This window comes from Escherichia sp. E2586 (genome assembly GCF_005781105.1).
Classification (GTDB): Bacteria; Pseudomonadota; Gammaproteobacteria; order Enterobacterales; family Enterobacteriaceae; genus Escherichia.
Genome location: NZ_VATN01000006.1, coordinates 188,944 through 202,973 on the forward strand (window position 1 = coordinate 188,944; position 14,030 = coordinate 202,973).

Here is a 14,030-nt window from a genome sequence, read left to right on the forward strand (position 1 = left end):
TATCTCCTGAGAGCCTACTAGCCACAGACTGGGAGTACTGCTAAAAACAAACGCATCGAGGGTGCTGGCGTGTTGCCAGCCCCACCCCCTCCGAAATGATCCCCCAAAAAGTGCAAAATGATCCCCCATTAACGAACAGAAAACAAACAAAGAACAATAAACGAGCATTATTTGCAATTCTTGACAAAAACGCCCCCTATTTATAACCCTACCAAATTTAAAATTACATCTACAAAACAATAAGTTACAAAATCACCAACGGATCATTTCGGAAAAAACGGTTAGTGCCTTTTTCGAAAGGGGATCATTTTGTTGCTTAAACTCATATGCGGATTACATATCAATACACTAGTGATAGCCGTTCTTGAATGCCACAGAAACGCGCTGTAATCGATTCTGGCGCAATTAGCTGTGCTAGGTAATGATTTCCTATCTGGGGATGTTGCGCACGTCTGGATTGCGTTACCACCGAAGATTGTGCGCGTATGGTGGCTGTTACGGTGGCCTCCCGACAACGCAAAATTGCGGCAGCACTGTCGGTTTACCGCGCTAACACGGCTTGATTCACTCGCTCGACTTGTCCCACCTCCCCCCCCAACTTGTCCCAAAACAGCCTGGACTTGTCCCACCTTACCTAATTTATTTCTAACAAAATCAATTTGTTAGGCACCAGTGGGACAGGCGGGACAGGTGGGACGGGTGGTTTTGTATATATATACGAAAAATTGCATTCAGGAGGGTGGGCGAAATTCCTGCAATCCATTACTTATGGAACTGTCCGCCCCGTCAAATTTTTACGCCCGCGCAATTAAAAAAATGCGTCACGCTGGTGGGCATGATGCCGATATGCTTGTCGGGTTCAGCTTTTAAGGCGGCTGTAGATGTCAGGTTATCCGTGCTTATCCACCAGCCAGCTTCATAGCGGATAGCCGGAAAATGATAACGGTTAAAGCTGTACATTTTTGCAGCAAATCATTTTAGTTATACGTTTGGATATACGATTTCAAAACTCAATTAATCTACATCTTTAAAATCATACAGTTACAGGCTCAATTAAACTACTCTCGTGCATCCCCCTCTACCCACACTTACAGTTTTCACTACATGCCCATACATAAAATGGGGTAACATTCACGCGCCTGGTAGCGTTACCAACGCTACGCTCAAACATAATGATTCTAATAAAACCTCAGGAGACTACTATGCCTGAAGCAACGCCTTTTCAGGTGCTGATTGTGGATGATCATCCACTTATGCGACGCGGTGTTCGTCAGTTACTGGAGCTTGACCCTGGCTTTGAAGTGGTCGCCGAAGCAGGCGACGGCGCTAGTGCTATCGATCTGGCGAATAGACTGGATATCGACGTGATCTTGCTGGATCTCAATATGAAAGGTATGAGTGGCCTAGATACCCTCAATGCCTTGCGCAGGGATGGCGTTACCGCGCAAATTATTATCCTGACCGTTTCAGATGCCTCCAGCGATATCTTTGCATTGATAGACGCAGGCGCTGACGGTTATCTGTTGAAAGATAGCGATCCGGAAGTGTTGCTGGAAGCGATTCGCGCCGGAGCAAAAGGTAGCAAAGTCTTTAGTGAACGCGTCAGTCAGTACTTACGCGAGCGTGAAATGTTTGGCGCTGAAGAAGACCCCTTCAGCGTGCTAACGGAGCGTGAATTAGATGTTCTGCACGAACTGGCACAAGGACTGTCCAATAAGCAGATCGCTTCGGTACTGAATATTTCTGAGCAGACGGTAAAAGTCCATATCCGCAATCTGCTGCGTAAACTCAACGTCCGCTCACGCGTGGCGGCCACCATTCTGTTCCTGCAAAAACGCGGGGCGCAATAAAAAAATAGCCCGATGGATTTACCATCGGGCTTCTTCTTATTTACTTTCGTGTGGTGATAAATGCTGCATCGCCTGCGCGATACTGCGTTCAATCACCGCACGGCGAGTATCGTTAGCAGGCAGCATTTTTAACATCATCTCCCACGCGGCAACGGCTTCGCCAAATCGCTGCTGCTCAAAGGCATTAAATGCATACATACTTAACACACGAATATTGCTGTGGTCCGTTCTCACCAACTGGCGTAACAGTTCGCCGCCGAGGCGGTTGTCGTTGGGATCAGATGAACGTGTCAACGCTTCAGCGTATCCGAGTGCGGCATCACTGTTCTTCGGATCGAGGCGATACGCAGTAGCGTATGCATCGGTCGCGATACTGGCGTTACCCAGCGCCATCCCAACGCGGCCCAACATAATCCAGCCTTCTATATCTCCCGGATTTTTTTGCAGTTGAGTACGCATTCCAAGTGCAAGGCGCGACATATCTTCTTCATTGAGTGGATCGGCTTTAGGATCTAGCGCCCTGTCCAGCAATGCCGGAGCCTGCGCAGTGGCCTGCTGCCAGATTTTTACCTGCTGATAATTGCCAGTCTGGTAGTAGCCGACACCTGCCACAATCAATGCCACCACAATACCCGGCAGGTAAACAGCAAATCCGGCGCGCTTACCTTCCGGCACGCTTTGTTCAGGAAACTCCTCCACCGCCAGCCGTACACGCCGCCGCGAGCGGGCGTAAATGACCCAACCGCCAATGCCAATAGCCACTACTGGCAGCACCCACAGCAGCACGGTCAGCGGCGTTAACGGTGGATCGTAAGTGACGAAGTTGCCGTAACGCGCCACCATATAATCGACAATCTCTTTCTTACTTTTACCTTCCTGCATCAGTTCATACACTTTCTGGCGCAGGTCGGTGGCAATCATCGAGTTGGAATCGGCAATGCTGTTGTTCTGGCATTTCGGGCAGCGCAGTTCTTCAGTGAGCTGACGGAACTGTTGTTCCTGTGCTTCATCTTTAAACTGCAACACGTCGATGGTCGCCAGCGCTGAGCCGGAGATCATCAGCATCAGCACGCCCAATAAAAACCTCATTGTGCGGCCTCCTTACTGTATTTCTCCCACAGCGGCTTGATCTCTTCTTCCCAGACGCGAGGGTTGAGATCGCCCGCATGCCGGTAGCGAATAATGCCATTACCATCGATGAGGAACGTTTCTGGCGCGCCATAGACACCGAGATCCAGCCCTAACATGCCGTCGCCATCAAACAGGCTTAGCGAGTAAGGATTGCCCAACTCTTTCAGCCAGCTGATTGCCTTCTGGCGATCGTCTTTATAGTTCATACCGACCACGCGAATGCCCTGCGCAGAAAGCTGATTCAGATATTGATGTTCCGCACGGCAGGTCGGACACCAGGTCGCCCAGACGTTAAGCAGCACCGGTTTGCCCTGAGTCAGCACATCTGCCTGATAAAACTGCCCCGGATTGTCCAGTGATTCGAGGCGAAATTTCGGCACAGGCTTGCCAATGAGCGCCGATTCCAGATTGGTCGGATCATCCCCTTCGGCATTACGCGCCAGCTGCCACAGCAGCGCCGCGGCAATCGCCAGGAAGATAATCAAAGGAAGTAACAATACTTTGCGCTTCATACAGCCTCCGGCGCAGTTGTTTGCGGACTCACGCGCTTACGATAGCGAGGATCAAACAGGCACAGCAGCCCGCCCAACGCCATCATCAGCCCGCCCGCCCAAATCCAGCGAACAAACGGTTTGTAGTAAAGGCGCACAGCCCACGCGCCGTTTTCCAGCTCTTCACCGAGCGCCGCGTACAGGTCACGAGTGATGCCGCCGTCAATCGCCGCTTCGGTCATCATCGACCCGGCAGTGTTGTAATAACGTTTTTCCGCATACAGCACCGTCTCCGGCTTGCCATCTCGCGTTACGCCGATAGTCGCCACACCGCCACGCCAGTTCGGGCCAGTCACCTCTTTGACATCACGGAAGGTGAAGCGATATTCATGAATATCGACGCTATCGCCGGACTTCATGCGCACATCACGCTCAACGCTGTAGTTCTGGCTAAAGGCAATGCCAACAATTGTCACTGCCAGCCCCAGGTGAGCCGCCACCATTCCCCAATAACTGAAGGTGGTTTTCGTGCCGCGTGAAATACGCAGCGCAGCTTCCGTAATTGCCAGCACCGCAATCCAGCAGGCCATTGCCAGGCCGAGCACCGTCATCGCCACAACTTTGCTTTCGAACAGCCACGGCAACAGCAGAGACAGCACCAGCGTAGAGATGAAGGCGATAATCAATAAATTGCGGATTTTACGTGGGCGATCGCGCCCCCAGCGCACCAGAGGACCGACACCCAGCAGTAGCGCAAACGGCACCATCAGCCAGGTAAACATGGTGTTGAAGAACGGTTCGCCAATCGAAATACTGCCCAGTCCCAGTTGCTTGTGCACCAGCGGCAGCAGCGTCCCCAGCAACACCACCAGCATCGCGGCGACCAGCAAAACGTTGTTCGCTAACAGCAAAGATTCCCGCGACCACAGCGCATTGTTTACGCGTGAGCGAACTTTGTGTCCACGCGCGGCAAACAGCAGCAGCGAACCGCCAATCACCAGCACCATAAAGGCGAGGATAAACATACCGCGCGCCGGATCAGACGCAAACGCGTGTACCGATACCAGCACGCCGGAGCGCACCAGGAAAGTCCCCAGCAGACACAACGAGAAGGCACTGATTGCCAGCAGTAATGTCCACGCTTTGAAGCTGGCGCGTTGTTCAGTGACCGCCAGTGAGTGCATCAGCGCAGTCCCCACCAGCCACGGCATAAACGAGGCGTTTTCTACCGGATCCCAGAACCACCAACCGCCCCAGCCGAGTTCGTAATAAGCCCATGCGGAACCGAGCACAATGCCGAGCGTCAGGAAGATCCACGCTGCCAGCGTCCACGGACGAGTAAAACGCGCATAAGTGCTGTCCAGACGCCCACTCAGCAAAGAAGCAATAGCAAAAGCAAATGCCACCGAGAAACCAACGTACCCCATATAAAGCAGAGGCGGATGGAAGATCAGCCCCGGATCCTGCAACAACGGGTTAAGATCGCGCCCTTCAATCGGGAAGTTCGGCAATGTGCGAGAGAACGGGTTAGAGGTAAAGAGAATGAACAGCAAAAAGCCGACGCTGACCATACCCATTACCGCCAGTACACGGGCCACAATATCCAGCGGAATACGCTGACTAAAAATCGCCACCGCAAAGGTCCAGCCGCTCATCAGCAGCACCCACAGCAGTAGCGAGCCTTCATGCGCGCCCCAGGTAGCCGCCACGCGATACCACACCGGAAGCTGGGTATTGGAGTTACTGGCGACATAGGTGACGGTGAAGTCGTTTACCACGAAGGCGTTAACCAGCACCAGAAACGCGCCAGCCACGCACATAAACAGCAGCCAAGCAAACAGCCGGGAGGAGGCCATCATCCGCGCATCACCACGCGCCACACCCCATAGCGGATAAACAGACAGCAAAAGTGCAATCCCTAACGCCAGGCACAGCAGTCCGTTACCAATTTCTGGCATCATGATGCGGGATCCTTATAAGCACTTGCCGGGCGACGATGGTTAGCCTCCATCGCTTTCTCAACTTCTGGCGGCGTGTAGTTTTCGTCGTGTTTCGCCAGTACTTCTTTAGCGAGGATATGATTGCCTTTTTCCAGTTCGCCCTGAACCACAACGCCCTGCCCTTCACGGAACAGGTCCGGCAAAATGCCTTCGTAAGAGACATCTACTGAACCTTCAGCATCGTAAATGGTAAACGTTACTTTCAGTGAGTCAGGATCGCGCTGCACGCTACCCGGCATCACCATCCCGCCAACGCGCAGACGCTGACCGACTTCCGGCATCTGCTGCGTTTCACGCTTACCGTAGAGAATTTCTCCCGGTGTATAGAAAAGATCGATATTAGAGCGCAGCGCATACAGCACCAGACCGATGGTCAGCGCCAAACCTGCCAACACGGCGCAGGCAATCCACAAACGATTTTTACGGCGAATATTCATGCAGCCTCCTGCTGTTGCGCAGCACGTAAACGCGCCTCACGCGCCCGCTGTTGCGCCACGCCACGCAGAATTGCGCGATGCTGCATCACCGAGTGCACGACCAAAACCACCAGCGGAATCACGGTCATCACCACCGCCAGCCAGACAAAAAAGGCGTAACCGCCCATTGCGAAAAATTCATTCCAGGAAGCAAATGCAGGGGTCATTTACGGCCTCTTTTCAGTATCAGTTCACTCACCCACGGACGGCGTTTTTCCATCAGCAAAATCAAATTGCGCATCCGCATTAGCGTCAGCGTGGCAGACAGCAGCAGGAAGCCAAAAATCGACCAGCGCAGCGGCGAGCGCATTGCCGGATCGATACTTTGCTGCATCCGCGTTGATCCCTGATGTAGGGTGTTCCACCACTCCACGGAATAATGAATAATCGGCAGGTTCACTACGCCAATTAGCACCAGAATACCTGCCGCACGGCCCGCCAGACGGCGGTCGTCGAAAGCGTGCCACAGGGCAATCACACCAACATACAAAAACAGCAGCACCAGTTCGGAAGTCAGACGCGCGTCCCATACCCACCAGGTACCCCACATCGGTTTTCCCCATGCGGAGCCAGTAACCAGGGCAATAAAAGTAAATACCGCGCCAATAGGCGCCATCGCCGCGACCGCCAGGTTAGCCATTTTCATCTGCCAGACAAGACCGATGAACGCAGCCACCGCCATCGAGGCATAAATGCCCATCGACCAGATTGCCGCTGGCACATGTAGATAAATAATGCGATAGCTATTTCCTTGCTGATAATCCGCCGGAGCAAAGCCGAATCCCCAGATCCAGCCAACGGTGAGCACGACCACACTGGCGATTGCCAGCCACGGTATAAACCAGCCACAGATTTGATATAACCGTGGAGGGATCGCCAGTTGATGTAGTGTTTTCCACATAATTTCGATACCAGACTCGAACAAAAATCAGTAATCCAGCGTTATTGAATGCTGATTCGTAACGCTGCCGCCGTCGCAAAAGGACTTAATGTCGCGGTGCCAGCCAGCAACGCGCCTAAAATTGCCAGATACCCGTCCACGGGCAAATGCATCGAAGCCGCGTCCATCGCAGCGGTGGCAAAGATGAGTAAGGGGATGGTGAGTGGTAACACGAGAATGCTGAGTAGCACTCCACCGCGCTTAAGTCCGACCGTCAGCGCCACGCCTGGTGCACCAAGAAAGCCAAGCGTGGGGGTTCCCAACAACAGCGTTAGCGCCATCACTTGCCAACCGTACACGTCCATTCCCAGTAGCAATGCCACCAGTGGTGAGAGAATGAGCAGAGGCAAACCTGTCACCATCCAGTGCGCCATCACCTTCGCCAGCACAACGGCGGGCAAGGGTAATGGCAACAACATCAGTTGTTCAAGACTGCCGTCCTGCAAATCGTCACGAAACAGTCGCTCCAGCGCCAGCAAAGAGGAAAGCAGCGCCGCCACCCAGATAATGCCCGGTGCAATCCTCGCCAACAATTGCGGCTCCGGACCGATACTAAGTGGAAAAAGGGTAATAACAATCAGGAAGAACCACAGCGGGTTAGCGATTTCGGCGCTATGGCGAAACGCCACGCGCAGCTCAAGACGGAAAATGCGCCAGAACATCATGCGCCCCTTGTATGCGTCAGAGAAATGCGGCGGATTTTACCTTCAGCAACGTTGAGCGGCTGGTGGGTGGTCAGAATCACAATTCCCCCCTGCTCCGTATGCTGCGCCATGCGCTGGGTCAGACGATCGACGCCGTTGACGTCAATCGCGGTAAAAGGTTCGTCGAGGATCCACAACGTAGCGCGGGTCAGCCATAATCGCGCCAGCGCGACGCGGCGTTGTTGCCCGGCAGAGAGCTGGTTTACGGGAATATCTTCGAATCCGGCAAGCCCGGCCTGCGCCAGGGCGTCCAGACATTGTGCGGTATCACCGTCACGGTGATAGAAATGCAGATTTTCTAACGCCGTCAGCCGGGTTTTAATCCCCGGCTGATGGCCTATCCATAACAGGTTTTGATGGTAGCTGTCGCGTATCTGATGCAAGGGCTGCCCTTGCCAGAGAACGTCTCCCGCATCAGGGCGAGACAATCCGGTCAGCAGACGAAGAAGCGTTGTCTTCCCCGCGCCGTTGCTGCCGGTGATTTGTACCCACTCTCCTGCGTTCAGCGTAAATGACAAACCACTAAACAAGGTTCGTTCATCCCGCTCGCAGAGCAATTCTCTGGCTTCAAGCATCCCCACGCAATGACATCCTGTTAAAAACCTGGTTCAACTTCGCGCATATCGGGTAGCTTGTGCGCTATCCCTTTATGGCAGTCAATACAGGTTTGCCCATCTTTCACCGCTTGATCGTGCATCTTCGCGGCAACCGATTTCTGGGCGGTTAAATCCATAAACTCGAAGTTGTGACAGTTACGGCACTCCTGCGAGTTGTTGTCCTTCATTCGCCGCCACTCATTCTGTGCCATCGTCAGGCGATGAGCTTCGAATTTCTGCGGCGTGTCAATAACGCCCAGAATTTTACCATACAGCTCTTTACTTGCTTTGAGCTTGCGTATCATTTTCGGCACAAACTCGTGCGGAACGTGACAATCCGGACAGGTCGCACGTACGCCGCTACGGTTGTTGTAATGCACGGAATCCATGTATTCCTGATACACCGTGTTGCGCATTTCGTGGCAGCTAATGCAAAACTCTTCAGTGTTAGCTTTTTCCATACCCGTGTTAAAGCCGCCCCAGAAGACGATGCCGCCAACAAAGCCGATCAACAGCAGCGTCCCCAGCGCCAGACGGCTGGGGGTACGCCACCATTTCCACAGGCGCTTAATCAGACCAGGCTTACGGTCAGAATTTCCCATAATAACCTCTTATTTCCCGTAACCTTTTGATGGGGTAAAGGTATTCCCCACGATTGGCGCGGTATCGGCCTGCGGCACGTGGCATTGCAGACAGAAATAACGACGCGGAGCCACTTCTGCGCCCACTTTGCCGTCGCTGTCCATAAAGTGAGTAGGACTGATGCGCGGTGCGCCAGTGGTGCGATAGCTTTCAACACCGTGGCACTGTAAGCAGCGGTTGGTATTGGTCGTTACCTGATAACCTTCAACGCTATGCGGGATCATTGGCGGCTGATTCACATAGTTCAGCGGCATCCGATCCTGCTCTTTTGGCATCCGAATGGCCCCTTCCTGCGTCCCGGATACTTCCGGCGACTGGCTAAAATCGACGCCATTTGCCGCCCAAACCGCGCCGCTCACCACCAGGGCCAGCATCGCCGTCCATTGACACAGCGCTTTCTTCAGGTCATGGCTTTTCATGATTTCGCTCCCGAACTCCATCGTGTAGTTATTGTAAATACATCCTCAGAACAGACATCCACGCAGCGACCGCATGTCATGCAATCGCGGCTGGTGACCTGCACCGGGCTTTGTTCATCCAGCACCGGGGCACGTAGCACATGCGGTTCCGGGCAAACATGAAAACAATCCATACAGCGGTTACATTTCTGTCGATCGGTGGCCGCAACGGTGACAACACCTTTGCTTCCCAGCACGCCATACAGCGCGCCGACCGGACAAATATGGCCGCACCAGCCGTGTTCAACGACCAGTAGATCAAATAAAAACAGCGCGAGAATAAGCAGCGCGCCGCTGCCGAATCCCATTACCAGGCTACGCCCCATCAGAGAAACGGGGTTGATCCATTCCCAGATGAGCGTGCCAGTTAAGGCTGAGCCCACCAGAATGACCACCAACAGCACGTAGCGAATGTGGCGAGGGATCGTCGCAGACTGATTGAGGTCAAAGCGCCTGCGCAACCAGTTCGCTAAATCGGTAATCGGGTTCAGCGGGCAGACCCAGCTGCAAAATAATCGCTTTCCTGCCAGGGCGTAGAGCACGGTGATAATCACCGCACCGATCAGCGCCACCGTGGCAGGCAGATGGCCGCTGGCAAGGCTTTGCAGCGTCATCAGCGGATCGGTCAGCGGAACGGTGTCGAATAACAGGCTACTGCTGTAGTTGCCATGCAAGATCCACACACCAAACCACGGGCCGCTCAAAAACATCCCCAGCACGAAGAACTGACAAAGGCGACGCAACACCAGCCAACGGTGACTGCGCCACCAGCCTTTTTTCTCCAGCGCTTCGCGCCCGGCGTCACGTTTACGATTTGCCATTTTTCCCCTCCAGCCAGCCGAAGCGGTAATGGTGACCTAACTCCCCTTTCGCCAGTGACAGCGGTAACACCTTGATTGCCGGTTGTTCCAGCACACACACCTTTTCGCACTTACCGCAGCCGGTACAGGCGTCGCTGTGAACCGTCGGCAGAAAACGGGCGTGCTTACCGGTACGCGTGTTGCGCTCCAGCTCCAGGGTGATTGCCTCATCAATTTTCGGGCATTCGCGATAACAAACATCACAGCGCAGCCCCTGAAAGTTGAGACAGTTTTCCTGGTCCACCAGCACCGCCAGCCCCATCCGCGCGTCGTCGATCGATTCGATCTCACGATCCAGCGCACCGCTTGGGCACACTTTGGCGCACGGAATGTCCTCACACATTTCGCAAGGAATATCCCGCGCGACAAAATACGGCGTACCTGCCGACAGACCAGAGGCCAGCGTCGCCAGTTTTAAGGTGTCGTAAGGGCAAGCCTGAACACACTGACCGCAACGCACACAGGCACTGGCAAAGGCGTTCTCGTTTATGGCTCCGGGCGGGCGCAACCGCACGCCAGATGCGCGTGCGGTTTGCTGTTGTAACCCCAGCGCCACACCCACGGCAGCCAGCCCGCCTGCTGTGCGAACGACATCGCGCAGAAAGCGGCGGCGACCATTTTGAGGTTTCGCTGACCGGGACATAATGGCTTACACCTTCTCCAGTTTGACCGCGCACTTCTTGAAGTCCGTCTCTTTCGAGAGCGGATCGGTCGCGTCCAGCGTCAGTTTGTTAACCAGCTGTGCAGCGTCGAAGAACGGCATATACACCAGGCCCTGCGGCGGACGGTTACGACCGCGCGTTTCGACAATCGAGATCACTTCGCCACGGCGAGAAACCACTTTCACTTTGTCGCCACGACGCAGATCGCGCGCTTTCGCATCCAGCGGGTGAATAAACAGGACCGCTTCCGGGAAGGCACGGTGCAGTTCCGGTACACGGCGAGTCATACTGCCGGTATGCCAGTGCTCCAGAACGCGTCCGGTAGAGAGCCACAGGTCGTACTCTTCATCCGGTGCTTCCGCCGCCGGTTCGAACGGCAGCGCGAAGATCACCGCTTTGCCATCCGGTTTACCGTAGAACTTATAGCCTTCGCCCGCTTTCACGTACGGGTCGTTACCTTCGCTGTAACGCCACTGCGTTTCTTTACCGTTCACCACCGGCCAGCGCAGACCGCGCGCTTTGTGGTAGTCATCGAACGGTGCCAGATCGTGACCGTGACCGCGACCAAACCATGCGTACTCTTCGAACAGCCCTTTTTGCAGATAGAAGCCCAGCTCGCGGGATTCATCGTTCAGCTGATCTTCCGCCAGTTCGGATACCGGGAATTTGCTCACTTCCGGAGTGGCATACAGAACTTCGTACAGCGTTTTGCCACGCAGTTCCGGTTTCTTCGCCAGCAGCTCTTCCGGCCATACTTCTTCAGTTTTGAAGCGGCGGGAGAACTGAACTAACTGCCAGAGATCCGATTTCGCTTCGCCTGGCGCCTGTACCTGCTGACGCCAGAATTGAGTACGGCGTTCGGCGTTACCGTAAGCCCCCTCTTTCTCTACCCACATTGCGGTCGGCAGGATCAAGTCGGCGGCCAGCGCACTGACTGTCGGATACGGATCGGAGACGATGATAAAGTTGCGCGGATCGCGCCAGCCCGGCATACGCTCTTCATTAATATTCGGCCCGGCCTGCATATTGTTGGTACACATGGTCCAGTAAACATTCAGCTTGCCGTCTTTCAGCGCACGGTCCTGTGCTACCGCGTGCAGACCGATTTTCGCCGGAATGGTGCCGCTCGGGATATTCCACTTCTTCTCGCAGATATCACGGTGTTTCTCGTTAGTCACCACCATGTCCGCAGGCAGACGGTGAGCAAAGGTGCCCACTTCACGCGCAGTACCACACGCGGAAGGCTGCCCGGTCAGGGAGAACGGACCGCAACCCGGCTGGGAAATTTTGCCGGTCAGCAGGTGCAGGTTGTAGACCAGGTTGTTGGCCCACACACCGCGGGTATGCTGGTTGAAGCCCATCGTCCAGTAGGAGATGACTTTCTTGTTCGGATCGGCATACAGCTGCGCCAGCTGTTCCAGCTGATCTTTTGGTACGCCAGTCATTTCGGCGGTTTTTTCCAGCGTATACTCGGCAACGAAGGCTTTGTAATCTTCAAAGCTCATCGGTTCGGAGGCGTCAGAACCCGGATTCTTCGCTGCTTTTTCCAGCGGATGGGTCGGACGTAAACCGTAGCCGATGTCCGTCGCCCCTTTGCGCAGGTTAACGTGCTTGCTGAAGAAGTCCTGATTTATCGCATTGTTTTGAATGATATAGTTGGCGATGTAGTTCAGGATCACCAGGTCAGATTGCGGCGTAAAGATGATGCCGTTATCCGCCAGCTCGAAGCTACGATGCTGGTAGGTAGAAAGCACCGCCACGGTGACGTTCTGGTTAGAGAGACGACGGTTAGTGATGCGCGACCAGAGGATCGGGTGCATCTCCGCCATGTTTGCGCCCCACAGCACAAACGCGTCAGCCTGCTCGATGTCGTCATAGCAGCCCATCGGCTCATCCATACCAAAGGTACGCATAAAGCCAACTACTGCCGACGCCATACAGTGACGCGCGTTCGGGTCGATGTTGTTCGAGCGGAAGCCCGCTTTGAACAGCTTGGACGCGGCATAACCTTCCCAGATAGTCCACTGACCAGAACCGAACATACCGATCGATTCCGGCCCTTTTTCTTTCAGGGCGGTTTTGAATTTCTCTTCCATCACATCAAAGGCTTGATCCCAGGTGATTGGGGTGAACTCGCCTTCTTTGTCATATTTACCGTTTTTCATACGCAGAAGCGGCTGCGTCAAACGGTCTTTACCGTACATGATTTTGGGCAGGAAATAGCCCTTAATGCAGTTCAGGCCACGGTTAACCGGTGCGTCCGGGTCGCCCTGACAAGCCACCACACGCCCCTGCTGCGTTCCGACCAGAACGCCGCAACCAGTACCGCAGAAACGGCACGGCGCTTTATCCCATTTAATGGCTTCCTGCTGACCAACAACGGCGCGGGCAACGCCCGGCACGCTGAGACCGGCAGCCGCCGCAGCGGCCGCAACGGCGTTAGCTTTCATAAAGCTACGACGACTGAGTTTCATGGTGTTTCCTCACCTTGCTCTTCCTGCTGGTGATAAACCAGCGACACCGCCAGCACGCCCTCTACGTTGCGTACTGACTCAATGGTTTGGATCAGCGTTTCGCTGTCTTCTGCTTCCACCACCACAATCAACTGACCGCTCGGCGCGTCGCTGACAGCAACTTCACAGCCGGGAAAGGCGTTCAGTTGGGTGCTGATGTCTGAAATTCGTTCGCTTTTGGCCTGCACGACCAGGCTGCAAACTTGCCAGTTAGTGTGCATGGAGATACTCCGCAGTTATGGCTGATACCGGACAACTGGCTGCACATGCTCCACATCCGTTGCAAAGTTGGCTATTAAGTTGCGGCTGGTAGATCCCGGAGAGCGTCGGGCGAAAGATAATTGCCATTGGCTCACAGCTATCCTGACAGCGGCGACATTCAACTGACTGATACGCCAGGCACGCGTCCCCAATGGTGAACTGCAAATCCCAGGCCCTGGTGTGGCGCGGAGAAAATAGCGATTCGGGGCAAGCCTGCGCGCAGGCGTAACAGAAGCTGCACTCGTTATTTTTGAAATTAACGCTCGGATAGCCACCCGCGCCGCGTTGCAGAATGTTGTTTTCACAAGCATTAATACAGGCATCGCAGCGGGTGCAATGGGCCAGAAAATGAGATTCATCACCGGACCAGGGCGGACGGATACCGTTACTGGCTTTGCGCCAGCGACCAGTGAGTATGCCCCGACGGGATGCATCAATCTTCACAT

16 protein-coding genes are annotated in these 14,030 nt (G+C 54.4%); 1 reads left to right on the top strand and 15 read right to left on the bottom strand.

What is annotated here, in order from left to right; all coding sequences use genetic code 11:
• The first annotated feature begins 1,202 nt into the window (after positions 1-1,202).
• Positions 1,203-1,850 carry a nitrate/nitrite response regulator protein NarP gene (gene narP, locus FEK50_RS06070; RefSeq protein ID WP_130260511.1) on the top strand — a complete coding sequence of 216 codons (648 nt, stop codon included), beginning with the start codon at positions 1,203-1,205 and terminating at the stop codon, positions 1,848-1,850.
• 36 nt (positions 1,851-1,886) lie between these two features.
• Here narP and ccmH read toward each other — a convergent pair whose 3' ends face one another.
• Genes ccmH through napF form a run of 15 tightly spaced genes read right to left on the bottom strand, consistent with a single transcriptional unit; the run spans position 1,887 to position 14,028 of the window.
• The gene (gene ccmH / locus FEK50_RS06075) at positions 1,887-2,939 is read right to left on the bottom strand and encodes a cytochrome c-type biogenesis thiol:disulfide oxidoreductase CcmH (protein ID WP_131162200.1); all 1,053 of its coding nucleotides are present in this window, start codon (positions 2,937-2,939) and stop codon (positions 1,887-1,889) included.
• On the bottom strand, positions 2,936-3,493 hold the full coding sequence (gene dsbE / locus FEK50_RS06080; protein ID WP_131162201.1) for a thiol:disulfide interchange protein DsbE: 558 nt from the start codon (positions 3,491-3,493) through the stop codon (positions 2,936-2,938). The genes ccmH and dsbE overlap by 4 nt, the downstream gene beginning before the upstream one ends.
• Entirely contained in the window at positions 3,490-5,433 is a 1,944-nt protein-coding gene (ccmF, locus tag FEK50_RS06085) for a cytochrome c-type biogenesis heme lyase CcmF (RefSeq protein ID WP_131162202.1), read from the bottom strand. The genes dsbE and ccmF overlap by 4 nt, the downstream gene beginning before the upstream one ends.
• A complete protein-coding gene (gene ccmE, locus FEK50_RS06090) occupies positions 5,430-5,909 on the bottom strand; it encodes a cytochrome c maturation protein CcmE (protein WP_131162203.1) in 480 nt (159 codons plus the stop codon). Before ccmE ends, ccmF begins: the two co-directional genes overlap by 4 nt.
• Positions 5,906-6,115: a heme exporter protein CcmD gene (ccmD, locus tag FEK50_RS06095; protein ID WP_000186540.1), complete on the bottom strand. Its 210-nt coding sequence runs from the start codon at positions 6,113-6,115 to the stop codon at positions 5,906-5,908. Before ccmD ends, ccmE begins: the two co-directional genes overlap by 4 nt.
• Entirely contained in the window at positions 6,112-6,849 is a 738-nt protein-coding gene (gene ccmC / locus FEK50_RS06100; RefSeq protein ID WP_001295447.1) for a heme exporter protein CcmC, read from the bottom strand. The genes ccmD and ccmC overlap by 4 nt, the downstream gene beginning before the upstream one ends.
• Positions 6,850-6,890: 41 nt before the next feature.
• The gene (gene ccmB, locus FEK50_RS06105; protein WP_000971724.1) at positions 6,891-7,553 is read right to left on the bottom strand and encodes a heme exporter protein CcmB; all 663 of its coding nucleotides are present in this window, start codon (positions 7,551-7,553) and stop codon (positions 6,891-6,893) included.
• On the bottom strand, positions 7,550-8,173 hold the full coding sequence (gene ccmA / locus FEK50_RS06110; protein WP_240780279.1) for a cytochrome c biogenesis heme-transporting ATPase CcmA: 624 nt from the start codon (positions 8,171-8,173) through the stop codon (positions 7,550-7,552). The genes ccmB and ccmA overlap by 4 nt, the downstream gene beginning before the upstream one ends.
• 14 nt (positions 8,174-8,187) lie before the next feature.
• Positions 8,188-8,790, bottom strand: a complete 603-nt coding sequence (gene napC / locus FEK50_RS06115; protein WP_130260514.1) for a cytochrome c-type protein NapC — start codon at positions 8,788-8,790, stop codon at positions 8,188-8,190.
• 9 nt (positions 8,791-8,799) lie between these two features.
• Positions 8,800-9,249, bottom strand: a complete 450-nt coding sequence (gene napB, locus FEK50_RS06120) for a nitrate reductase cytochrome c-type subunit (RefSeq protein WP_000835174.1) — start codon at positions 9,247-9,249, stop codon at positions 8,800-8,802.
• Entirely contained in the window at positions 9,246-10,109 is an 864-nt protein-coding gene (gene napH, locus FEK50_RS06125; RefSeq protein WP_130260515.1) for a quinol dehydrogenase ferredoxin subunit NapH, read from the bottom strand. Before napH ends, napB begins: the two co-directional genes overlap by 4 nt.
• Positions 10,096-10,791, bottom strand: coding sequence for a ferredoxin-type protein NapG (gene napG / locus FEK50_RS06130; RefSeq protein ID WP_130260516.1), 696 nt, complete (start codon positions 10,789-10,791; stop codon positions 10,096-10,098). Before napG ends, napH begins: the two co-directional genes overlap by 14 nt.
• A gap of 6 nt (positions 10,792-10,797) precedes the next feature.
• Positions 10,798-13,284 (bottom strand): periplasmic nitrate reductase subunit alpha, encoded by a 2,487-nt coding sequence (napA, locus tag FEK50_RS06135; RefSeq protein ID WP_000778067.1) that lies wholly within the window; start codon positions 13,282-13,284, stop codon positions 10,798-10,800.
• Positions 13,281-13,544: a chaperone NapD gene (napD, locus tag FEK50_RS06140; protein ID WP_000557378.1), complete on the bottom strand. Its 264-nt coding sequence runs from the start codon at positions 13,542-13,544 to the stop codon at positions 13,281-13,283. The genes napA and napD overlap by 4 nt, the downstream gene beginning before the upstream one ends.
• On the bottom strand, positions 13,534-14,028 hold the full coding sequence (gene napF / locus FEK50_RS06145; RefSeq protein ID WP_130207132.1) for a ferredoxin-type protein NapF: 495 nt from the start codon (positions 14,026-14,028) through the stop codon (positions 13,534-13,536). The genes napD and napF overlap by 11 nt, the downstream gene beginning before the upstream one ends.
• Between the last annotated feature and the right edge of the window lie 2 nt (positions 14,029-14,030).

What these genes read in the sequence shown, in the direction of transcription:
- napA (WP_000778067.1), bottom strand. Translation starts at nt 13,284, where the DNA reads ATGAAACTCAGTCGTCGTAGCTTTATGAAAGCTAACGCCGTTGCGGCC.
- dsbE (WP_131162201.1), bottom strand. Translation starts at nt 3,493, where the DNA reads ATGAAGCGCAAAGTATTGTTACTTCCTTTGATTATCTTCCTGGCGATT.
- ccmC (WP_001295447.1), bottom strand. Translation starts at nt 6,849, where the DNA reads ATGTGGAAAACACTACATCAACTGGCGATCCCTCCACGGTTATATCAA.
- napH (WP_130260515.1), bottom strand. Translation starts at nt 10,109, where the DNA reads ATGGCAAATCGTAAACGTGACGCCGGGCGCGAAGCGCTGGAGAAAAAA.
- napB (WP_000835174.1), bottom strand. Translation starts at nt 9,249, where the DNA reads ATGAAAAGCCATGACCTGAAGAAAGCGCTGTGTCAATGGACGGCGATG.
- ccmE (WP_131162203.1), bottom strand. Translation starts at nt 5,909, where the DNA reads ATGAATATTCGCCGTAAAAATCGTTTGTGGATTGCCTGCGCCGTGTTG.
- ccmB (WP_000971724.1), bottom strand. Translation starts at nt 7,553, where the DNA reads ATGATGTTCTGGCGCATTTTCCGTCTTGAGCTGCGCGTGGCGTTTCGC.
- ccmF (WP_131162202.1), bottom strand. Translation starts at nt 5,433, where the DNA reads ATGATGCCAGAAATTGGTAACGGACTGCTGTGCCTGGCGTTAGGGATT.
- ccmD (WP_000186540.1), bottom strand. Translation starts at nt 6,115, where the DNA reads ATGACCCCTGCATTTGCTTCCTGGAATGAATTTTTCGCAATGGGCGGT.
- ccmH (WP_131162200.1), bottom strand. Translation starts at nt 2,939, where the DNA reads ATGAGGTTTTTATTGGGCGTGCTGATGCTGATGATCTCCGGCTCAGCG.
- napD (WP_000557378.1), bottom strand. Translation starts at nt 13,544, where the DNA reads ATGCACACTAACTGGCAAGTTTGCAGCCTGGTCGTGCAGGCCAAAAGC.
- napC (WP_130260514.1), bottom strand. Translation starts at nt 8,790, where the DNA reads ATGGGAAATTCTGACCGTAAGCCTGGTCTGATTAAGCGCCTGTGGAAA.
- narP (WP_130260511.1), top strand. Translation starts at nt 1,203, where the DNA reads ATGCCTGAAGCAACGCCTTTTCAGGTGCTGATTGTGGATGATCATCCA.
- napG (WP_130260516.1), bottom strand. Translation starts at nt 10,791, where the DNA reads ATGTCCCGGTCAGCGAAACCTCAAAATGGTCGCCGCCGCTTTCTGCGC.